We start from the raw sequence: 20,518 nt of genomic DNA, 5'->3' as shown, positions 1-20,518 counted from the left end.
GATCCGTTCCATATGGTGCCACACGGCGCCGGGGACGAGATGACTTCAAACGGGAGGGGCACCGGCGTATCCCTCCCTGGATGGGGATCTACATGAGCTACCCCAGAGTTCGGTTCCGTGCGTACCTGCTGTTGCGCAGCCTGGTGGCGGCCGTCTGCGCCGTGCTGTTGGCCGTCGGCGCCGTGCCCGTCGCCTCGGCGGCGGCCCCGGCCCCGCGGACCCCCAAGCGCTGCGACGAGTGGGCCAAGCTGACCGGCAACCCGTCGAAACCGGGGACGCTGCCGGTCGGTAACGAGACCCGGGTCAAGTCGGCGTGGGACACGTACGACTACGTGAACCAGCGGCAGTCGATGGACGGGCTGGCGGCGCCCACGCCCGATGACCTCTTGAAGGCCGGCACTGACCCGGACGTTTGGAAAGAGGGCGACCCGCGCAAGGTCTACGCCAGCTACAACAGACGGCAGACCACCTCGAGGCCGTACACCGGCACGTTCCAGGACTGGCTCAACGACGCGTACATCGAAAACGCCGCCCGCCGCACGCGCGGCGAGGCCTTCCACAAAAAGGTGGTCCAGGACCTGAACCTGGTCGGCCCGGACTGGCTCTGCGAGGTCGATATCGACGTCAAGGACGCGGACGGCAAGGTCATCCGCCGCCTGTACGACGCGGTCAACCACAAGACCAAAGAGTTCGTCGAGATCAAGTCAGGTGGCGCGGTCGATGACACACAGGTGCCCAAGGACCGCCAGGTGCTCAAGGATCCGCGGTTCAAGGACTATTCGCTGCGCTACGTCTTCGGCCAGGAGCCAGAGGCCAGCACCACCACCAGGTTGCGCGGGCTCAGCACCGGTGCCGGACAGCACCCGGACGGCAAGTCCCGGGTCACCGCCTACCAGCACCGCTCCACCCCCGTCGTGCGGTTCACCCCCGGCCCGCACACCAAGTTCGACCCGACGTTGAACCCGAATCCGCAGGCGAACTCCGGCTCGCGCGGCGGCCTCAACGACATGCTCAACCAGTCCAAGCCGACCCCGGAGAGCATGCGCCAGCAGATGGAGCGCATCCGGCAGGGCGACCCCACCGGTCAGCGCCTGCGCGGGCCTGGCGGCGTCGACTTCTCCACCCTGGAGCTGCGTTTTGTCGGCGCCCCGGTCAGGGGCGAGGGCCTGGACTACTCGTTCACCGCCGAGAAGATGCCCGACCCGGACACCAACCCCGGCTTCGGCGGCCAGGAGCAGGCCCAGCTGATCTCCGACTCGTTCTTCACCTGGTTGGCGCTCACCCCGGAGAAGTTCTGGGTGAACCTCAACCCGGACGAGCCGCAGCGGGTGATGGACGCCCAGTTCGGCAAGACCGACGCCGGGCGGGTGCTGCTCGAGGCCGACCTGCAGATGAAGCACGACTTCGTTGCGGCCATGAACCCGAAGACCGAGTTGGGCAGGCAGTTTTGGGACGAGAATCAGTTGACCAACGGGCTGCCCTGTTTGCACGGCATCCGCAACTGGATCGAGCCGGAGCCCGCGCAGGTGCGTGAGCAGGACGGTGGCATCTACATTCTGGATGCTCCGCTCAAGGTGAACTCGGTGCCGCAGGAGTTCGACTTCGACCTGCCCGGCGACCCGTGCAAGCCCACCAAGGCGCAGATCGAGCACAACCAGAAGATCGTCGAGAAGCTGATCGTTCCGGCGGTGGAGAAGAAGATCAGTCAAGATCCCGCGTACGCCGAACTGCGCCGTGTCTACACGTCCCGGGTGGCGGCCGAGTGGATCCGGTTGCAGGACGCGAACAAGGCCACCGATTACCACACGATCATCAACAGCGGCGACGTGTCGAAGTGGCCGATCCGCGGCGAGAAGTGGGACTTCAACGAGACCTGGCAGCAATATCTCAAGTCGTTCCGCGACGGTGACTACAAGTTCGAGTGGGAGGCCGGCGGGCAGGTCTACGTCTACACGATGGGCGGCGTGGACTTCTCCAAGTCGCCCAAGGAGAACGTGTCGACGCAGAAGTTCACGGCGGAGCACCAGTACCTGCCGCGGAGCACGAGGACGTCGGTGCAGACGATGACCGACGACGCCGAGAGCGACGATCTGCTGCTGCTCGGTGGCAACACCAGGGCCAAGCCGACGACCGGCGATGCTGGCACGCCTCCGGGAGGCGGCGGCTCCGACGACCCGCCGGCCGGCGGTGGGGGTGGCGGCCTGCCGATCACCGGCGACAGCGTGCCGGTGCCGGTGCTGGTCTGCGTCGCGCTCGCCCTGATCCTCGCGGGCGCGGCCCTGACCTGGCGGTCCCGGCGGCGGCGGCGCATCTTCGTCAGCTAGAGATCATGTTTCGGACGGCGGCGGCATCGTTCCCGGTGCCGCCGCCGTCCGAGTTCGGCGGCTGTCTCGGCCAGGATGCTCGGGCCTAGTGTGTGCGGTGCAGCCAGTCCTGGGTGAGCGATCGCAGCATCGTGGGTTGTTCGTACGGCAGGTAGTGGCCGGCGGCGTCGAGCACGGTGAAGGTGCCGCGGGGATAACGGCGCATGGCGCGGAACTGGTCGGCGTAGCCGACGATCCCGTCCTGTCGGCCGGTGACGACGGTGACCGGGCCGTCGAAGACGACGTCGGTGCTCTCGTCGGGCAGCGCGTAGTCGGGGCCGGTCTGCAGCCTCTCCTGGAACGTCGCATCACCGGGGCCGCCGGAGTTCAAGGCCGCGAGCACTGTCGTGACGACGGCCGCGCTGCGCTGGCCCAGGGCGGCATCGAGGTGGGCGTGCAGTGCGGCGGGGGCGGCGTCGAGCCAACCCGTGGGCGCGGCGAGCGGCGGCTCCGCCGGCAGGTCCCGGCTGTCGCGGGCGATGGTGATGCCCGGGCAGACGAGGAGCATGCCGCGAACCAGTTCGGGTCGTTGGCGGGCGATGCCCGCGGCCAGGTAGGCGCCGTAGGAGGCACCGGCGAGCAGGACCGGCGCGTCGACGTGCTGGTCGAGCCACCGGCACACGGTGTCCAGCACCGCCTGCGAGGTGGGTGGGCAGGTGGCGGGGGTGTCTCCGTGGCCGGGCAGGTCCAGGTACGTCTCCCGCAGGCCCGCACCGGCGAAGGCTGGGCCGAAGGCGGCAGCCGTGGCGGTGCGGGTCATGCTGAACATGGGCAGGCACACCACCTCCGGTCCGGTCCCCGCTGATCGATCAAACGCCAGGTTCATGGTCGAGTCCTCACTGGAGATGATCGCGATGGCACCGAGCAACAACCTCTCACGGTCGGGCGGGCGCGGTGACGACGAGGCCGCTTCCGACTCGCTGTTGATCACCATTGTCCGCGCGTGTCTTCGGGATGGGCGCGGCGGCAGCCCCACGGCTGTCGTCGACGAGTCCGGCTCCCCCACCATGACCGACGCCGATCGGAGCCGGGTGCCGGGCCGGGTGGGGGCGTCGCACGCCGTGTTCCTGCGGCGGGCGTCGGCCGACGAGCCGGTGGGCCTGCGCTTCTTCGCCGCCGAGGGGGAACTGCCCGCCTGCGGGCACGCGACGGTGGCCGCCGTGGCGTTCCTCGCCGCGCAACGCCCGGGTGCGGAGCAGGAGTTCGGATTGCGGGTGTCGGGCCGTACGTTCGTCGGCCGGGCGGTCCGTGCTGGTGATCTGATCCACGCCGCGTTCGACCCGGGTCCGGTGGTCGTCCGAGATGCCACCTGGGCCGAGATCGGGCCTGTCGTCGACGCCCTCGGTGTCGCTCCCGGTCACCTGCTCGCCGGGGCGTGTGTGGCCTCGCTGGGTCGGGCTCGGATCCTGGTGCCGGTCAGCACGCCCGACGCGGTCACCGGGCTCGGCCCGCGTCTGGATCGGCTCCGCGCGGTGTGTGATCGGTTGGGTCTGCTCGGCTGCTACGTCTATTCGGCGCCCACACGCTCAGGTCGCGTGGTGGCGCGGATGTTCGCGCCGTCGATCGGGGTGCCCGAGGACATCGCCAATGTGAACAGCACAGCGTGCCTGGCCGCCCGCCTGTCCACCAGTGGCTTCGGCCGGTTGTCCGTCGACATGGGTGACGTCGTCGGTGAACCGGCGACGATCACCGCCTCGGCCCGGCCGGGTCCGACCGGTCCGCGGGTCCTGGTCGGGGCCGCCGCCGTGGTTGCCGGGCGGTGAGGGGTCTCCAGCCTTGGCGGGCACCGGTCGGTGCCCGCCAAGGCGTGGGATGGGGTACGAGTCAGCGCCACGGCACCTGGGGTGAGGGGTAGAAGTCGACCTGTTGCAGGCGCCAGCGGGGTGCCTGCTCCCCCAGTCGCGTCCGGAACGACTCCCAGTCGTGGCTGGCCGCTGTGGACCAGCCGAGTTCGGCGATGGCGGGCAGGCGGGGGAAGGCCAGGTGTTCGATGTCGTCGAGGGTGCGCAGCGTTTCGGACCACAGCGGGGCTTCGACGCCGAGGACGGCGTTCTCGCCGACGCCGGTGACGCGGGTGGCCGGGTCCCAGCCGTACGCGTCAGAGACCTCGATGTAGGCGGCCCAGCTCAGTCCGAGGCGGGTGTTGCGGTCGTACTTCATGTCCAGGTACGCCTTGTTGGCCGGCGACATGACGACCTTGTTGCCCCGGGCTGCGGCTTCGGCGAGGTCGGTGTTGGTGGTGCCGGTGCCCCAGAACTGGGCGACGGCGTCGGTGGGCGGGTCGACCTGCATGATCTCGTTCCAGCCGTACGCGCGTTTGCCGTACTTGGCGACCAGGGGCAGGACCCGCTGCATGAAGGTGCGGTAGTCCTCGTCGGTGGTGGCGTGGGCTTCGTCGCCGCCGATGTGCAGGAACGGCCCGGGGGTGATGGCGGCGAGTTCACGGATGACGTCCTCGACGAACCGGTAGGTGCGTTCGTCGTTGATGCACAGCGAGCTGTAGCCGACGGCAGTGTCGGTGCGCGGGGGTGGTGCGACGCCGTCGCAGTTGAGTTCGGGGTACGTCGACTGGGCGGCGTTGGTGTGCCCGGGCATGTCGATCTCGGGGATGATGGTGATGTGTCGTGCGGCGGCGTACGCGACGACGGCCTTGTAGTCGGCCTTGGTGAGGTATCCGGGGCCGACGCCGTCGACTCCGGTGCCGGGTCCGCCGCCGACGCTGGTGAGGCGGGGCCAGGAGTCGATCTGGATGCGCCAGCCCTGGTCGTCGGTCAGGTGCAGGTGCAGGTAGTTGATTTTGTACTGGCTGAGCAGGTCCACGTAGGCGGTGATCTCGTCGACGGTGTGGAAGTGCCGTGCGAGGTCGAGCATGGCGCCCCGGTACGCGAAGCGCGGGTAGTCGACGATCCGTCCGCCGGGGACCGTCCAGGTGGTGCGCTGCCGCCGGGGTGACTCGATGTCGGCGGGCAGCAGTTGGCGCAGTGTCTGGGTGCCGGCGAACAGGCCGGCGGGGGTGTTGGCCCGGATCGTCACGCCGCGGCGGGTGACGTCGAGTTGGTAGCCCTGCTGGCCGACGCGGGCGTCCGCTCCCCCGATGAGCAGGGCGATCTCGGGCAGCGGGGTGGAGCGGACCGGTAGGACGGGCAGGGGGTAGCCGGTGGCGGGGCGCAGCGTGTCGGCGAGTTGGCGGCCCACCTGCCAGGCGGTGGCCGAGCCGGGTGTGGTGCGGATGACGGTCAGGGGGCTGAGCTGGAAGGTGCCGTGGGCGTCGGGTCGGGTTTCGACGGGCGCGGGGATGACATCGGCCAGTTGTCGGGCCGGTGCGGTGGGTGCGGCGGTGGCGGGGGTTGCGGGCAGGATGAGGGGTAGTCCGAGCGCGGTCATGGCCAGTAGTCGCGTGACGGTGCGACGCATGGGGCGCCTCCAGGCCTCGTCATGATTGACGTGTTTCGATCAGGTCCATACGTTAATCGCGGCACCCGCGAACTGTAAACCTTCCTTAACGTGGGTCGTCGCTGTCGCCGACCTCACGCACGACGCTCGCGGGGAATTCTCGGAGCGGGCCGAACCGTTGTCCGTTCGGAAGATCAGGATCAGATGATCGAATGGAAGTGCCATGGACCTGCGCTCAGACGCGGTAGTGCTGTTCGGCGTCACGGGGGACCTCGTCTCGAAGAAGCTGTTCCCGGCGCTGTACGAGCTGACCCGGCGCGGTCGCCTCGACGTCCCGGTGATCGGCGTTGCCCGCTCCCCCTGGGACGACCAGCAGCTCGTCACCACGGCCCGCAAGTCGGTCACCGAAGCCAACAACGAGGTCGATGACGCGACCTTCGACCGGCTGGCGGACAACCTTTCGATGATCTCCGGGGACTACGCGGACCCGGCCACCTACCAGCGGCTGGCGCAGCGCCTGCGCGGCGCCGAGCGGCCGGTCTTCTACCTGGCGATCCCACCGGCGGTGTTCGGCGCGGTCGTCGAGGGCCTCGCGTCGGTCGGCCTGGCCGACCGCGGCCGGGTCATCGTGGAGAAGCCGTTCGGGCGGGACCTGGAGTCCTCCCGCGAGCTGGACCGGACGCTGCGCGCGGCCTTCGACCCGCAGCGGGTGTTCCGCATCGACCACTACCTCGGCAAGGAAGCCGTCGAGGGCCTCTACGCCTTCCGGTTCGCCAACCGGCTCTTCGAGCCGCTGTGGAACAACGAGCACATCGACAACATCCAGGTCACCCTCGCCGAGGGTTTCGGCACCCAGGGCCGCGCCGGCTTCTACGACACGGTGGGCGCCACCCGGGACGTGTTGCAGAACCACATCCTGCAGGTCGTTGCGCTCATCGCGATGGAGGCGCCCGCCGCCGACGACACCGACGCGTTCAACGCCGCGGAGGTCGCGGTGCTGCGGCAGATCGAGCCGCTGTCGCCGCAGTCCACCGTCCGGGGGCAGTACGCCGGCTACCGCGACGAGCCGGGCGTCGCGGCGGACTCGAACACCGAGACGTTTGTCGCCACCCGGTTGACGATCGACTCCCCCCGCTGGGCGGGCGTGCCCTTCTACCTGCGGACCGGCAAGTCGCTGCCCGGCACGGCGACCGAGGTCGTGGTCGAGTTCAAGCAGCCACAGCGCTCCCTCATCCCCGCCGAGGGTGGGGCCGAGGCGCCCGCGAACCTGCTGCGGTTCCGGCTCGGCCGCGGTGACGGCATCACGATGTCGATCCAGGCGAAGAGCCCGGGCGCCGAGGTGACCAGCCGTCCGGTGGACCTCTCGGTCGACTTCGGCGCGGCTCTCGGCCGCCGGCAGGAGGCGTACGAGCGGCTGCTCGACGACGCGATGGATGGTCAGCAGCTGCGCTTCGCGCGCGCGGAGACGATCGAGCAGGAGTGGCGCGTCGTCGCGCCGATCCTGGATCTGCCCGCTGCCGTGCAGTCGTACGACAAGGGTACCTGGGGTCCGGCGGACGCCGACGCGCTCGCCGGTGGCTGGCACACCCCGGACCTGCGGTAGCTGCTGATCGACTCCAGATCACCGACATGGGGGTGTCCCGCGCCAGGGATGCCCCCATGTCGCCGACATTGAGTGGATCTTCGTCTCCGGCTGACTGACCGCTCAGCTCAGCGCAGCGACCGTCCGGCGATCATGAGGTTTGCCGACTGCATGTTGTGTGGGCACGTTGTGCGGGACGTTTCTCGTCCTCATCGGAGAGGAAGCAGCGCATGCTTTCCGCACTCGATCGTCGGCACACCATCGCGCCACCCGGCTACAGCCGGTGGCTCATACCCCCGGCGGCACTGGCCGTCCACCTCTGCATCGGCCAGGTCTACGCGACCAGCGTCTACAAGAACTCGCTGATCGCCCACTTCGACACCAGTCAGACCGCGATCGGGGTCATCTTCAGCATCGCGATCGTGATGCTCGGGTTGTCCGCCGCGGTCGCCGGGACCTGGGTGGAGGCGAACGGGCCGCGCAAGGCGATGTTCGTCTCCGCCTGCTTCTGGGCGGCGGGCTTCCTGGTGGGCTCGCTGGGCATCGCCACGACGCAACTGTGGTTGCTGTATCTGGGCTACGGGCTGCTCGGCGGCATCGGCCTGGGAATCGGCTACATCTCCCCCGTCTCCACCCTGATCAAGTGGTTCCCGGACCGGCCGGGCCTGGCCACCGGGTTGGCGATCATGGGGTTCGGCGGCGGGGCGATGGTCGCCTCACCCCTGTCCCGGCAACTGCTGTCGTTCTACGACCCCGCCTATGACCCGGCCAACGCGAGTTCGACGGCGTCGGGCAGCGCCCTGGTGTGGCTGTTCGTGACGCTCGGCCTGGGCTACTTCGTGATCATGATGTTCGGGGTCGCCAACGTGCGGGTGCCCGCGCAGGACTGGCGGCCGGCCGGCTTCGACCCCGCCAGCGTCGCGGCGAAACCGCTGGTCACCACGGCGAACGTGTCGGCGGCGAACGCGGTGAAGACCCGTTCGTTCTGGCTGCTGTGGGTCGTGCTGTTCTGCAACGTGACAGCCGGCATCGGCATCCTGGAGCAGGCCAGCCCGATGATCCAGGACTTCTTCCGGGACAACGGCACCTCGGCGGTGACCGTCGCGGCGGCCGGCGGCTTCGTGGGACTGCTGTCGCTGTTCAACATGGCCGGCCGGTTCGTCTGGTCGTCCACCTCGGACGTCATCGGCCGCAAGCCGATCTACATGGTGTACCTCGGCGTCGGCATGGTCCTGTACGCGCTGCTGGCCCTTGTCGGACAGACCGCGACGGCGCTGTTCGTACTGCTGGCCTGCGTGATCCTGTCGTTCTACGGCGGTGGGTTCGCCACGGTGCCGGCGTACCTGCGGGACCTGTTCGGCACGTTCCAGGTCGGTGCGATCCACGGCCGGCTGCTGACCGCCTGGTCGGCAGCGGGGATCGCGGGCCCGCTGATCGTCAACGGGTTCCTCGACGCGCAGGGCAAGCCGGGCACGTTGACGGCCGCGGCCTACCGGCCGGCGCTGTTCACGATGGTGGGTGTGCTGGCCGTGGGCTTCGTGGCGAACCTGCTGGTGCGGCCGGTGCCGCAGCGCTACCACGAGCCACCGGCGGAACAGAGCGTGGACGAGGACGCGACGGCGCAGAGGAGTGGCACGCGATGAGCGACGACAGCCGAAACGGGCAACAGACCCGGTTGTGGATCTCCTGGTTGGTGGTGGCGGCGCTGCTCGGCTACGGGGTGGCGCAGACGCTGATCACGGCGGCGAAACTGTTCACCCACTGAGGTGTGAGCCGGGGCGCGTGGCGCCCCGGCTCACAGGCCGCCGGAGACGCGCAGGACGGTCCCGGTGGTGTACGAGGCGTCCGGGCCGAGCAGCCAGGCGATGGCGGCGGCGATCTCGTCGGGTTCGCCGGCGCGGCCCAGCGGAATGCGACCGACTGCGGTGTCCGCACGATCGGGTACGCCGGAGTCGGCGTGGATGTCGGTGCGCACGAGGCCCGGTGCGACGGCGTTGACCCGGATGCCCTTCGGGGCAAGCTCCTTGGCCAGGCCCACGGTCAGCGTGTCGGTGGCGGCCTTCACCGCGGCGTAGTGCACGTACTCCCCGGGGCTGCCGAGGGTCGCGGCGGCCGACGAGACGTTGACGATGGCGCCGCCGTCGGTCAGCCGGCGGGCGGCCTGCTGGGCGCAGAGCACGTAACCGACGAGGTTGACGTCGACGACCCGACGCAGGTCCTCGACGCGCAGTTCGGTGAACGGTCCGATGAGGCTGGTGACACCGGCGTTGTTGACCAGACCGGTGAGCGGGCCGAGCTGTGCGGCGGCGTCGAACAACTCGGCGACCTGGTCGGGGTCGGTGGTGTCGGCGCGTACCGCGATGGCCTGTGCGCCCGCGGCACGCAGGTCGGCCAGGACGGCAGCGGCGGCGGCATCGTTACGGCGGTAGCACAGGGCGACGTGATGCCCGGCCCCGGCGAGGCGGCGGGCGGTGGCCGCACCGATGCCGCGACCGCCGCCGGTGATGACGGTGACGGGTGCCACGGTGCCTCCAAGGCTGTCGACGGGGACCCGTCGACGCTACCGTGACCGGCGCGGACGCGTCGTCGAGGGGAGAGTCACATGCGGAGGGCGTTGGTGCTCGGTGGTGGCGGGGTGACCGGCGTGGCCTGGGAGCTGGGGCTGCTGGCGGGGCTGGTCGAGCGGGGCGTGCCGGTCACCGAGGCGGATCTGGTGGGGCACATCGGCGGGTTCGGTCGTCGGCGCGCAGGTGTGTTCCGGGGTGCCCCTCGATCAGCTCTACCAGGAGCAACTGGTGCCACCGTCGAGCGAGCCGCCGGCACGGCTGGGCTTCCTGACGCTGGCTCGGCTGGTGTGGGCCGGTGGGCGTACCCGGGACGCGGCGCGTTCACGGGCCCGGATCGGGGCGATGGCGGTGGCGGCGCGTACCCAGTCGGAGGCGTCGCGACGCGCGGTGATCGAGGCCCTCCTGCCGGGCCGGGACTGGCCGGCGCGGCGGCTGCTGATCACGGCGGTGGACGCCGCCACCGGCGAGTTCGTGGTGTTCGACCGCGACGGTGAGGTGTCCCTGGTGGACGCGATCGGGGCCAGTTGCGCGGTGCCCGGCGTGTGGCCGCCGGTGACGGTCGGAGCGCGCCGCTACGTCGACGGGGGGATGCGTTCGTCGGTGAACGCGGACCTGGCGGCGGACGCGCAGCGGGTGCTGGTGATCGCGCCGACGTCGGCGGCGTTCGGGCCGATGCCCCGGTTGTCGGCGCAGGTGGCCGGGTTGCGGGCCGTCGGATCGCGGGTGGCGGTGGTGACGCCGGACGCGGCGGCGCGTACGGCGATCGGCCGCAACGTGCTGGACCCGGCCCGGCGGGCGGGCGCGGCGCGGGCCGGGCGGGCCCAGGCCGCGGCGGTGGCGGACGAGGTGGCGGCCCTCTGGGTGTGATCGCTTACGCTCACCGCGCGTTCGATCGGACAACGGAGGTGCGCGGTGGCGGGTGTGGGTGTCGGCGACGTGGTCGAGGATTTCGAGCTGCCGGATGAGACGGGCACGCCGCGGCGACTGTCCGAGTTCCTGGCGGCCGGGCCGGTGGTGCTGTTCTTCTACCCGGCGGCGATGACCCGGGGATGCACGGCGGAGAGTTGCCACTTCCGGGACCTTGCCGCGGAGTTCACGGCGCTGGGCGCGTCGCGGGTGGGTATCAGCCGCGACCCGGTGGCGAAGCAGGCGGAGTTCTCCAAGCTGCACGGCTTCGACTACCCGCTGCTGTCGGATGCCGACGGTGTGGTGGCGCAGCAGCTCGGGGTCAAGCGGCGGGTGCCGTTGGGGCCGTTGAGCATGAAGCGGATGACGTTCGTGATCGGCACGGACCGGCGGATCATCGAGGTGATCCACAGCGAGGTCAGCATGAACGACCACGCGGACCGGGCGCTGCGGGCGCTGGGCGGCTGAGGGGGCACGAGCCCCCTGCGCCGGCTGTCGCAGCCGGCTGGTATCAAGACAGCAATCAAACAGGTGTACGGAAGAGGGTTGTGATGGATGCCGGCCAGGGTTTGTCCACTAGCGACGTGCAGAGCATCCGGGAGGCGTTGGCGGCCGGTCGTAAACCCCGGGTGGTGTTCACCGCCTCGGCGGGGCAGATCGCCGGTCAGGTCGGTCAGGTGATCGAGCTGACCGACCCCGAGGCGTCCGACGAGTTCGTGGTGGTGCGCTTCGGGCGCGACGAGTTGCCGTTCTCCCCCGCCGACCTGGCCGTCGCTCCCAAGGGCGCCGGTCGCCGGGTGGTGGAGCCGAAACCGGAGCCGGAGCCGCAGGAGTCACCCGCGGCGCCCGCGCCGGAGTTCGTGTTGGACACGCCGCGGGTGCCCGCGCAGCGACAGGAGGAGCCAAAGGTGGAGCAGCAGACGGAGAAGCCGCCGGCGCGGCGGGCGGTCAAGGCCGTCAAGCCGAAGGGCCCCGCGGGCCTCACCGTCACCTTGGCGTACGCCGACGGTGAGTGGACCGTCGCCGCGCAGCAGGGCAGCAAGGCCCTCGCGAAGCCGTACGTGGTGAAGCCGGCGGAGGCGTTGAAGATGGTGGCGCTGGTCGACGTGCCGGGTGTGCAGGAGGCGGTGGAGCAGATCCTCGGCACCGAGCGGGCTGAGGCGGAGCAGCAGGCGGAGAAGTTGCGTGCCGAGCTGGCCGAGATCGAGGCCCGGTTGGCGGAACTGCGCGAGGCCCGCTGAGGCGGGTCAGTGCCGGCTGTGGTGCTCCAGCAGCCGGGTGAGCAGCCGCGTCAGCTGCGCACGCTCCGTGGTGGACAGGGGGGCGAGCAGGTCGTCTTGGACGCGGGCGACGGTCTCGCCCATCCGGCGGGCCACCTCGGCGCCGGCCTCGGTGCTGCTGATGACGTTGCGACGGCGGTCGGCCGGGTCGGGGGCGCGTACCACGAGGCCTCGGCCGGCCAGGTCGTTGATGGCCGCCACCACGTCGCTGCGGTCGATGCCGCAGCGGCGGCCGAGGTCGGCCTGACTCGCGGGCCCGTCCTCGGCGAGTGAGGCGAGCAGCCGGTAATGGTAGCCGCGCAGGTCGTGCGCGGCGAAGCCCTCGCCGATGAGTCGGCCGGCGTAGGTGGCGGCCTGGTTGAGCAGCCAGCTCGGGGTGGTGTGTAACCCGGCGGGCGACTGCGGGGCGGTGAACTCCATTGCGGCAGCCTAACAGGAATTGTTGGTGCGACCCACGACCTGTGATACGTTGGACGCACCAACGTTGGTTAGTCCAACGTTCTGAAGGAGGCATCATGTCCACCACTCCCACCCTCAACGGCCAGGTCATCGGCCAGGCCCACTACGCCACCCGGGCCCTGCTCGACCGTGCCGTCGCCCCGCTCGGGCTCGCCTTCGAGCAGGTGATCGCGCTCAACGTCCTCGCCGACGGCGCCGTCGAGCGCGCACGACTGGTGCACCGGCTCACCACCACCCTGAAAATCGACGAGCCGGCGGTGCACGAGGTGATCGCCCACCTCGTCGACGCCGACCTCATGCGGGTCGACGACGGCGCCGCCGAACCGCAGGTGCGGCTCACCGACGCCGGTCACGCCACCCAGCGCCGCGTCGGCGCCGCCGTCGCCGACATCACCACCCGGCTGTACGGGGACATCCCGACCGACGAGGCGAGGGTGGTCGCCCAGGTGCTCACCCTGGTCACCCAGCGGGCGAACGCCGAGCTGGCGGCACTCCCGGCCTGACCGGGCCGTCGCCACCGGCGAGTCGGCGTCGCGCCCGAGTCGGTGACCGCAGTGTCGCCGGCGCACGCCCGGCCGGAAGTGTTGCCCACGCGCGTGCGGCCACGCGCGAGTGCTGGCGCCCGGGAGCGTTGCCCACGCGTGTGCGGCTGCGCGTGAGTGCTACCGCCCGGGAGCGTTGCCCACGCGTGTGCGGCTGCGCGTGAGTGCTGCCGCCCGGGTGCGAATGCTGCCGAGACGCTGCTGGCCGCGCGCGAGTGTTGCCAGCGCGCGGCCAGCCGGGCGGGCGGGCGGTCCCCGTCGCTCAGAAGTAGTCGAGCAACTGTGCCGGGCCGCCGGCACCCAGCAGGTCGAGGGCGCTCGGGTCGACACCGGCAGGGTGGTGCAGCAACCCGGCCTGCGCGACCGACCGGGCGCGGGCCGCACCGGTGTAGAGCAGGGCGAAACCGCGGACGTCCAACCGAAAGTCCGCCTCGCCGCTGATCCGGCTCAGCTCGGCGGCGCCCTCGGCGACGGTCAAGCGCCAGGTGCCGGTGTTCCATTCGGCGAGCGGGTCGGCGAGGGTGACGTCGACGGTGCCGCTGGCGTGGGCGGGCCAGCCGCGTGCGCTGACCGCCCGGGCCACGTCCACCGGTCGGTGCATCCACAGGTCCCGTTTGTGGTCACGGGCCGACTCCAACGGCAGGTGGGTGCTGACGGCGTCACCGTCGAGCGGGCACAACCGCAGGGTCGGCGCGACGCTTGCCCAACTGCCGAGCACCCCGACGAGTTCCCGGGCGGCGTCGGCGGTGGTGGCCAGGGCCTCGTCGACGGTGAGCACGGAGTCGGCGCCGTAGCCACGGCCCCGCTGCCAGATGGCGTAACCGACCAGGTCGCCGGCGGCCTCGACGAGGGTGAGCCCGTCGCCGGGCAGGCCCCTGTCGGCGGCGAAGAAGTCGAACAACTCGCCCCGGCGGGTCAGCATGCCGTTGCGGTGCCGGCCGACCCGCTCGTACAGGGCCGCGACGGCGGGCAGGTCGGCGGGAGCGCCAGCACGAACGGTGAGATGTGCGGCAGGCTGGTGCCGGGGCAGCGAGGCGGTGGCCAGGTCGACGGTCCGCAGCACCCCGGCGGCCTCCCACCCGAAGGCACGGTAGGGGGCGGCGACGGTTGGGTAGAGCGCGCTGATCGCCGCGCCGCGCTCGTGGGCGCCGCGCAGCAGGGCGGTGAGCATGGCCCGGGCCACGCCCCGGCCACGGGCCTCGGGGGCGACCGCCACCCCGGCGACGTCGGCGGCGGGCATCGCGCGCCCGGTCCACCACTGGTCGTGGTGCAGGTCGACGGCCTTGCCGACGAGCCGACCGGCGTCGTCGAACGCGCCGTAACGGGTCAGGCCGGGCACCGCGGTTGAGGTGCTCGCGGGGCGCTGCGAGTCGGATCCGAACGCGAACCGGCCCAACTCCCAAGCGGCGTCGAGGTCGTCGGCGGTGAGTTCGCGAACGTGCACGGCAGCGGGCATCGGCACACCCTAGCGGGGGCGGATCAGACCTCGCCGCCGATCCGATCTGGCACGCGATCTTGCACTTTCTGCTGCGACTTAAGAGGGCATTTCACTCATCTGGACGACAGAAAGCGCAAGATCGGCGCGGGTCCGTGCCGTCGGTCAGTGCTGCGGGATGTTGGCCACGCCGATGCGCTTGCGGAACACCCAGTACGTCCAGGCCTGGTAGCCCAGCACCACCGGAGTGAAGATCACCGCCACCCAGGTCATGATCTTCAAGGTGTACGGGGTGGAGGCGGCGTTGGTGGCCGTGAGCGTGCCGGCCGCGTCCAGGGTGGAGGGCAGCACGTTCGGGAACAACGCCGCGAACAGGGTGGCCACGGCCAGGCCGATCGCCACGGCGGTGCCGGTGAACGCCCAGCCCTCTCGGCGTACCCGGGCGGCGGCGAGACCACCGAGCAGGGCGAGGGCCGCGCCGACGGCGAGCACGACGGCGGCCGCGCTGGAGCGGATGCTCAAGGTCCAGGTGAGGAACCCGACCGCGAGCACGGCGGCGCCGACACCCAGGCGCACCGCGAGGGCGCCCGCGCGCTCGCGGATGTCGCCGGTGGTCTTCAGGGCGATGAACACCGCGCCGTGGGTGAGGAACAGGGCGAGGGTGGTCGCACCGCCCAGCAGGGCGTACGGGTTGAGCAGGTTGAACAGGCCACCGACGTACTCATGCTCGGCGTTCAGTGGCACGCCGCGCAGGATGTTGGCGAAGGCGACGCCCCACAGGATCGCCGGCAGCAGCGAGCCGATCACGATGGCCGCGTCCCAGCGGCGCTTCCAGGACGCCTCGGGGCGCTTGTGCCGGTATTCGAAGGCCACCCCCCGGGCGATCAGGGCCAGCAGGATCAGCAGCAGCGGCAGGTAGAAGCCGGAGAACAGGGTGGCGTACCACTCGGGGAACGAGGCGAACATGGCGCCGCCGGCGGTGATCAGCCAGACCTCGTTGCCGTCCCAGACCGGGCCGATGGTGTTGATCAGGACGCGGCGTTCCCGGTCGTCGCGGCCGAGCACGGGCAGCAGCATGCCGACGCCGAAGTCGAAGCCCTCCAGGATGAAGTACCCGGTGAACAGCACGGCGACGAGGAGAAACCAGATGGTGGTCAGTTCCACGATGGGCTCCCGGGGTCAGTAGGCGAAGGCGAGCGGGCGCTCGGCGTCGTCGGTGTCGTCGGCGGGGGGTTGGTCGGTGACGTCCGGCACGCCGGCCTTGGCGTAGCGCAGCAGCAGCTTGACCTCGATCACGGCGAGGGTGGCGTAGATCAGCGTGAAGGCGGTGAACGAGGTGAGGACCTCGGTCAGCGAGACGCTGCGGGACACGCCGTTGCGGGTGAGCATCTCGCCGAAGACGATCCACGGCTGGCGGCCCATCTCGGTGAAGATCCAGCCGAAGGAGTTGGCCAGCAACGGCAGCACCGGCATGGCCAGCCCGGCGCGCAGCAGCCACTTGCTGCTCGGGGTGCGGCCCTTGCGCTGGCTCCAGAGCACCAGCAGGGCGATCGCGCCGGCAGCCAACCCGAAGGTGATCATGAAGCGGAAGCTCCAGTAGGTGACCGGGATGATCGGGGTGTAGCTGCCCGGCCCGTACTGGGTGGCGTACTGGGCCTGCAGGTCGTCGATGCCGCGCACCGTGCCGTGCGGGTCGCCGGTGCCCAGGAACGACAGCAGGTACGGGATCTTGAGCGCGAACACCTCGCGGCTGCCGTCGAGGCTGCCGATGGTGAGCACGGAGAACGAGGCGGGGCTCTCAGTGGTGTAGAGGCCCTCGGCGGCGGCCATCTTCATCGGCTGCACGTCCGTCATGATCTTGCCCTGGATGTCGCCGGTGAACAGCACGGCGGCGGACGCGACCAGGACGACCCAGGAGCCGAACTTCGTGGCGAAGCGGTAGGCGTCGGTGTCGGCGGAGTCGCGGTTGCGGATGACGTGCCAGAGCCCGACGGCGACGATCATCGACCCGGCGACCAGGAAGGAGCCGGCCAGGGTGTGCGGGAAGGTGATCAGGGCGACCTTGTTGGTCAGCACGGCCGGGAAGTCGGTCAGCTCGGCACGTCCGCTGTCCGGGTTGATCCGGTAGCCGACCGGGTTCTGCATGAACGAGTTCGCGGCGAGGATGAAGTACGCGCTGAGGTTGGTGCCGATCGCGGCGGCCCAGATGCTGGCCAGGTGGGCCCGCTTGGGCAGCCGGTCCCAGCCGAAGATCCACAGGCCGATGAAGGTGGATTCGAGGAAGAACGCGACAAGCGCCTCGATGGCGAGCGGGGCGCCGAAGATGTCGCCGACGAAGCGGGAGTAGTCGCTCCAGTTCATGCCGAACTGGAACTCCTGCACGATCCCGGTGACCACGCCCATGGCGAAGTTGATCAGGAAGAGCTTGCCGTAGAACTTGGTCAGTTTGAGGTAGCGCTCGTTGCCGGTGCGGTGCCACATCGTCTGCAGGATCGCCACCAGCACGGACAGGCCGATGGTCAGCGGTACGAAGAGAAAGTGGTAGACGGTGGTGACACCGAACTGCCAGCGGGCAACGTCCAACGCGTCCACTCGAACCCCCAACCATCCGTACTACGAGACGTAGTAAATACTACTGCTCGTCGTAGAGGCCGGGGTGACCCGAGCCGGCCCGGGACGAATGACTCTGATCACCCCGGTCTCCCGACCGCCCTCCTGGCCCCGCTGCCACGTGCGACGATGGCGCGCTGATGGACACCACGCACTGGCAACCGCCGCTGATCTGGCGCACCGCGCTCCTGCTGATGCGGGGCCTGGTCGGCCTGCTTGCCCGACTCGAGGTCACCGGCGACGTTCCCGCGCACCTGCGCCGCGGCCCGTTGGTGCTGGCCGCCAACCACATCAGCCCGTTCGACCCCCTGGTCATGGCCGCCGCCTGCCAGACCCGCGGCATCGCCCCCCGGATCATGGCGACCGCCGGGCTGTTTCGCGTACCGGTGTTCGGCGCCGCCATGCGCCACGCCGGGCACATCCGGGTCGACCGGGGCACCAGCGCCGTCCACCGAGCCCTCGACGATGCCGCCGTCGCCGTCGCCCAGGGGTCGGTGATTCTCATCTACCCCGAGGGACGCATCGGCCTGGACCCCGGCATGTGGCCCGAACGCGGCAAGACCGGCGCCGCCCGACTCGCTCTGGCCTGCGGCGCTCCGGTCATCCCGATCGCCCAGTGGGGCTCCCACGAGGTGCTGCCCTACGAGGCGCCCCGCGGAATGCTGCGCGGCATCGCCCGCTCGCTGTGGCGCCGCCCGGTGATCCGGGTGCACTTCGGCGCTCCCGTCGACCTGGGTGAGACGGCCGCCGACAACCCCGGCGTCGCCCGCCGGGCCACCGACCGGATCATCGACGCGCTCACCGACACCCTCGCCCCGCTGCGCCCCGACGAACCCGACCTGCCCCGGCACGTCGACCCCGGCCGCCCGATCGACCTCAGCCGGGCGCACCGCCGCCACTCACGCTGAGGCCGGCACCGCGATCGATCCGCGGCGTTCTCCCCCACGGCCGCCGGGAGGTACGTCACGCGGTCGGGGGAACCCTGGCGTTCCCGGTCCGTCGATGATCGAGAAATGATCGTCCGTACGGGCTCACCAGCGAGATCCAACGTTGCGTTCAGGGGGTCTGTAGTCGCTGCGTGATGAACAGGGCGGCGCGGTCCAGGGCCTGGTCGGCTTCGTCGAGCTGGCCGATGAAGGACTGGAAGACGTGCGGAACGCCGGCGGTGATGTCGAGGATGACGTCAACCTCGGCGTCGCGGGCGCGTTTCGCCAGCCGGACCGAGTCGTCGAGCAGCAGTTCGTTCGTGCCGACCTGCAGCAGGATCGGCGGGAACCCGGTCAGGTCGGCGAGCACGGCGGGCGCGGTGAGCTCCTGGTTCGGGTCCTGGCCTCCGAGGTAGAACTCCGCGGTGTGGGCCATGCCCTGCCGGGTGAAGAACGGGTCGATGCCCTCCTTGGTGTCCATCGACTCGCCCGTGCGGGTGTGGTCCAGGCCGGGCGAGAACGCGACCAGCGCGCCCGGCAGCGGCAGCCCGGCGTTTCGGGCGGCGAGGGTGGTGGTCACCGTGAGGCCGCCACCGGCGGAATCGCCCGCGAACGCGATGGACTCGGCAGCGACGCCGCTGTCGAGCAGGGACCGATACGCCGCGAGGCAGTCCTCGATTGCGGCCGGAAACGGGTTCTCCGGGGCCAGCCGGTAGTCGAGGGAGAAGGCCCGCACCCCGGTCCGCGTGACCAGACTCGCGGTCAGACCCATCGCGGTCTGCGGGGATCCGAGCGCGAACGAGCCGCCGTGGAAGTACAGGATCGTGCCCGGGCGAGTCTCGCCCTCCGGTTCGACCAGCACCGCCGGACGGCCGCCCAGGGTCAGTTCCGAGGTCCGCACGGGAGGGACCGGGAACCGCGCCATGAGCGCGGTGAAGTTCTGCCGCATCGTCTCGACCGGCTCCGGCGCGAAGTCCTTGGGCCCGCCACCCAGCATGGCGCCGATTGCCGCGCGCTGTTCCCTGCTCATATCCGATGCCTCCCACAGACGATAAAGTAGATGCCGTGGAAGCTAATATACCTGCCGCGGCATCTTTTTCCGGTGCCGGGTCCGTCACACTCGCCCAGGTCTTCAGTGACCTGGTCCGCTGTGAGACGCGGCTCTACAACGCCTTGAACGAGACGTTGCGTCGGACGCACGGCATCGTGGCTTCGCAGTTCGAGTTTCTGATCTACCTCCGTGACCATCCTGGTTCGCGGGTCGCCGACCTCGCCGAGTTTTTCGCGATCGGGGTCGGGGCGACCAGCAAGGGCGTGGGCCGGCTTGAGGCCCGGTCCTGGGTTCGGCGGGTACCGAATCCCGCCGACGGCCGGTCCCTGCTCCTGGAGTTGACTCCGCAGGGCGCGGAACTCGTCGAGGACGCCGAAGGCACCTTCCAGGAACACCTGGCCACGCTCATCGGCCGGTCGATCGCCCCGGCCCAGATCGCGGAACTCGGCCAAACGCTGGCACGGCTGCGCGCCACCCTGGAACACGGCGGTGTCGGCACGCCGATCGGCTGAAGACCACGACTGCGACTGGCGCGCTGCACCGCCGACAGGTCCGCGCGAGAGGGCGACAGACGCCGGCCGGCCATCCGCAGGCCACCAACCGAGGGCATACTGCGTCGCGTGTTGACCCGATTCGGCTACCTCGACGCGCCCGCGCCGCTGGCGTTCGCCCACCGCGGCGGCGCCGCCGAGGGCGACGAGAACACCACCGAGGCGTTCGCCCGCGCCGTCGGGCTCGGCTACCGGTACGTGGAGACCGACGTGCACGCCACCGCGGACGGCGTGGCGGTGATCTTCCACGACCCGACGTTGCGCCGGGTCACCGGCGAGGCGGGGCGGATCGCCGACCTGAGCTGGGCCGACCTCGCTTCGGTACGCGTCGGCGGCGCTGCCGTCGTACCCCGGCTCGACGAGGTTTTGGGGGCGTGGCCGCAGGTCCGCTTCAACATCGACGTGAAGGCCGACGGCGGCGTCGAGCCGACGGTCGCGACCGTGACCCGGGCCGGCGCCGCCGACCGGGTGCTGCTGGCGTCGTTCAGCGACGCCCGCCTGACCCGGATGCGGGCGCTCACCGGAGGGCGGATCGCGACCAGTCTCGGCATGCGCGGGGTCGCCCGGCTGCGGCTCGCCTCCCTGCACGGGCGGCCGCTGCGGCTGCCCCCGTCGGTGGTCGCCGCGCAGGTCCCGCCGCACTACGGGCGGGTGCCGGTGGTGGACCGCCGGTTCCTCGACTACTGCCACCGGCTCGGTCTGCAGGTGCACGTCTGGACGATCGACGAACCCGCCCAGATGCACGACTTACTGGATCGTGGTGTGGATGGCATCATGACCGATCACGTCGGCGTGCTGCGCGACGTCTACCGCAGCCGCGGCCACTGGGCCGCCTGACCATCCAAGGACCCCC

The 20,518-nt window shown here is 70.6% G+C and carries 20 protein-coding genes; 12 read left to right on the top strand and 8 right to left on the bottom strand.

Annotation, left to right across the window (positions count from 1 at the left end; all coding sequences use genetic code 11):
* Positions 1 to 80: 80 nt before the first annotated feature.
* On the top strand, positions 81 to 2,324 hold the full coding sequence (locus C7C45_RS27920) for a hypothetical protein (protein WP_110566972.1): 2,244 nt from the start codon (positions 81 to 83) through the stop codon (positions 2,322 to 2,324).
* Between the two features lie 85 nt (positions 2,325 to 2,409).
* On the opposite strand, the gene C7C45_RS27915 is transcribed toward C7C45_RS27920, so the two are convergent.
* The gene (locus C7C45_RS27915; protein ID WP_244200605.1) at positions 2,410 to 3,132 is read right to left on the bottom strand and encodes an alpha/beta fold hydrolase; all 723 of its coding nucleotides are present in this window, start codon (positions 3,130 to 3,132) and stop codon (positions 2,410 to 2,412) included.
* A 55-nt stretch (positions 3,133 to 3,187) separates the two neighbouring features.
* Between C7C45_RS27915 and C7C45_RS27910 the strand changes: the two genes are divergently transcribed.
* Positions 3,188 to 4,126, top strand: a complete 939-nt coding sequence (locus C7C45_RS27910) for a PhzF family phenazine biosynthesis protein (protein ID WP_244200604.1) — start codon at positions 3,188 to 3,190, stop codon at positions 4,124 to 4,126.
* Between the two features lie 61 nt (positions 4,127 to 4,187).
* Here the strand turns inward: C7C45_RS27910 and C7C45_RS27905 are convergent, their stop codons facing one another.
* Positions 4,188 to 5,777, bottom strand: a complete 1,590-nt coding sequence (locus C7C45_RS27905; RefSeq protein ID WP_110566968.1) for a beta-N-acetylhexosaminidase — start codon at positions 5,775 to 5,777, stop codon at positions 4,188 to 4,190.
* A gap of 202 nt (positions 5,778 to 5,979) precedes the next feature.
* On the opposite strand from C7C45_RS27905, the gene zwf reads away from it, so the two are divergent.
* The 3 genes from zwf (at position 5,980) to C7C45_RS35585 (ending at position 9,103) form a co-directional block, all read left to right on the top strand.
* Positions 5,980 to 7,359 carry a glucose-6-phosphate dehydrogenase gene (gene zwf / locus C7C45_RS27900; protein ID WP_110566966.1) on the top strand — a complete coding sequence of 460 codons (1,380 nt, stop codon included), beginning with the start codon at positions 5,980 to 5,982 and terminating at the stop codon, positions 7,357 to 7,359.
* A 209-nt stretch (positions 7,360 to 7,568) separates the two neighbouring features.
* Entirely contained in the window at positions 7,569 to 8,981 is a 1,413-nt protein-coding gene (locus tag C7C45_RS27895; RefSeq protein WP_110566964.1) for an OFA family MFS transporter, read from the top strand.
* Complete coding sequence (locus C7C45_RS35585; RefSeq protein WP_280101403.1) at positions 8,978 to 9,103, top strand: MFS transporter small subunit; 126 nt, start codon at positions 8,978 to 8,980, stop codon at positions 9,101 to 9,103. Before C7C45_RS27895 ends, C7C45_RS35585 begins: the two co-directional genes overlap by 4 nt.
* Positions 9,104 to 9,133: 30 nt before the next feature.
* On the opposite strand, the gene C7C45_RS27890 is transcribed toward C7C45_RS35585, so the two are convergent.
* Positions 9,134 to 9,862 (bottom strand): SDR family NAD(P)-dependent oxidoreductase, encoded by a 729-nt coding sequence (locus C7C45_RS27890; protein ID WP_110566962.1) that lies wholly within the window; start codon positions 9,860 to 9,862, stop codon positions 9,134 to 9,136.
* Positions 9,863 to 10,088: 226 nt separating this feature from the next.
* Here C7C45_RS27890 and C7C45_RS27885 point away from each other — a divergent pair, with 226 nt between their 5' ends.
* The 3 genes from C7C45_RS27885 to C7C45_RS27875 all read left to right on the top strand — a co-directional run bounded on the left by C7C45_RS27885 (position 10,089) and on the right by C7C45_RS27875 (position 12,052).
* Entirely contained in the window at positions 10,089 to 10,772 is a 684-nt protein-coding gene (locus C7C45_RS27885) for a patatin-like phospholipase family protein (RefSeq protein ID WP_341866519.1), read from the top strand.
* Positions 10,773 to 10,817: 45 nt separating this feature from the next.
* Positions 10,818 to 11,279, top strand: coding sequence for a peroxiredoxin (locus tag C7C45_RS27880; protein ID WP_280101402.1), 462 nt, complete (start codon positions 10,818 to 10,820; stop codon positions 11,277 to 11,279).
* Between the two features lie 83 nt (positions 11,280 to 11,362).
* Positions 11,363 to 12,052 carry a hypothetical protein gene (locus C7C45_RS27875; RefSeq protein WP_110566958.1) on the top strand — a complete coding sequence of 230 codons (690 nt, stop codon included), beginning with the start codon at positions 11,363 to 11,365 and terminating at the stop codon, positions 12,050 to 12,052.
* A gap of 6 nt (positions 12,053 to 12,058) precedes the next feature.
* Here the strand turns inward: C7C45_RS27875 and C7C45_RS27870 are convergent, their stop codons facing one another.
* Entirely contained in the window at positions 12,059 to 12,511 is a 453-nt protein-coding gene (locus C7C45_RS27870; RefSeq protein ID WP_110566957.1) for a MarR family winged helix-turn-helix transcriptional regulator, read from the bottom strand.
* A gap of 95 nt (positions 12,512 to 12,606) precedes the next feature.
* Between C7C45_RS27870 and C7C45_RS27865 the strand changes: the two genes are divergently transcribed.
* Positions 12,607 to 13,053 (top strand): winged helix DNA-binding protein, encoded by a 447-nt coding sequence (locus C7C45_RS27865; RefSeq protein ID WP_110566955.1) that lies wholly within the window; start codon positions 12,607 to 12,609, stop codon positions 13,051 to 13,053.
* Between the two features lie 301 nt (positions 13,054 to 13,354).
* Here the strand turns inward: C7C45_RS27865 and C7C45_RS27860 are convergent, their stop codons facing one another.
* The 3 genes from C7C45_RS27860 to C7C45_RS27850 all read right to left on the bottom strand — a co-directional run bounded on the left by C7C45_RS27860 (position 13,355) and on the right by C7C45_RS27850 (position 17,119).
* Complete coding sequence (locus C7C45_RS27860; RefSeq protein WP_208641374.1) at positions 13,355 to 14,548, bottom strand: GNAT family N-acetyltransferase; 1,194 nt, start codon at positions 14,546 to 14,548, stop codon at positions 13,355 to 13,357.
* Between the two features lie 144 nt (positions 14,549 to 14,692).
* Positions 14,693 to 15,691: a cytochrome d ubiquinol oxidase subunit II gene (gene cydB, locus C7C45_RS27855; RefSeq protein ID WP_110566953.1), complete on the bottom strand. Its 999-nt coding sequence runs from the start codon at positions 15,689 to 15,691 to the stop codon at positions 14,693 to 14,695.
* A 15-nt stretch (positions 15,692 to 15,706) separates the two neighbouring features.
* The gene (locus C7C45_RS27850; RefSeq protein ID WP_110566951.1) at positions 15,707 to 17,119 is read right to left on the bottom strand and encodes a cytochrome ubiquinol oxidase subunit I; all 1,413 of its coding nucleotides are present in this window, start codon (positions 17,117 to 17,119) and stop codon (positions 15,707 to 15,709) included.
* A gap of 158 nt (positions 17,120 to 17,277) precedes the next feature.
* On the opposite strand from C7C45_RS27850, the gene C7C45_RS27845 reads away from it, so the two are divergent.
* Positions 17,278 to 18,045 carry a lysophospholipid acyltransferase family protein gene (locus C7C45_RS27845; protein WP_110566949.1) on the top strand — a complete coding sequence of 256 codons (768 nt, stop codon included), beginning with the start codon at positions 17,278 to 17,280 and terminating at the stop codon, positions 18,043 to 18,045.
* Between the two features lie 148 nt (positions 18,046 to 18,193).
* Here the strand turns inward: C7C45_RS27845 and C7C45_RS27840 are convergent, their stop codons facing one another.
* On the bottom strand, positions 18,194 to 19,093 hold the full coding sequence (locus C7C45_RS27840) for an alpha/beta hydrolase (protein WP_110566947.1): 900 nt from the start codon (positions 19,091 to 19,093) through the stop codon (positions 18,194 to 18,196).
* 35 nt (positions 19,094 to 19,128) lie between these two features.
* Here C7C45_RS27840 and C7C45_RS27835 point away from each other — a divergent pair, with 35 nt between their 5' ends.
* Entirely contained in the window at positions 19,129 to 19,626 is a 498-nt protein-coding gene (locus tag C7C45_RS27835; protein WP_110566945.1) for a MarR family winged helix-turn-helix transcriptional regulator, read from the top strand.
* 108 nt (positions 19,627 to 19,734) lie between these two features.
* Positions 19,735 to 20,502, top strand: a complete 768-nt coding sequence (locus C7C45_RS27830; RefSeq protein ID WP_110566942.1) for a glycerophosphodiester phosphodiesterase family protein — start codon at positions 19,735 to 19,737, stop codon at positions 20,500 to 20,502.
* The last annotated feature ends 16 nt before the right edge of the window (positions 20,503 to 20,518 follow it).

The sequence above is a fragment of the Micromonospora arborensis genome, assembly GCF_003205615.1.
Taxonomy (GTDB): Bacteria; Actinomycetota; Actinomycetes; order Mycobacteriales; family Micromonosporaceae; genus Micromonospora; species Micromonospora arborensis.
This window is presented reverse-complemented; position numbering and strand designations above follow the sequence as displayed.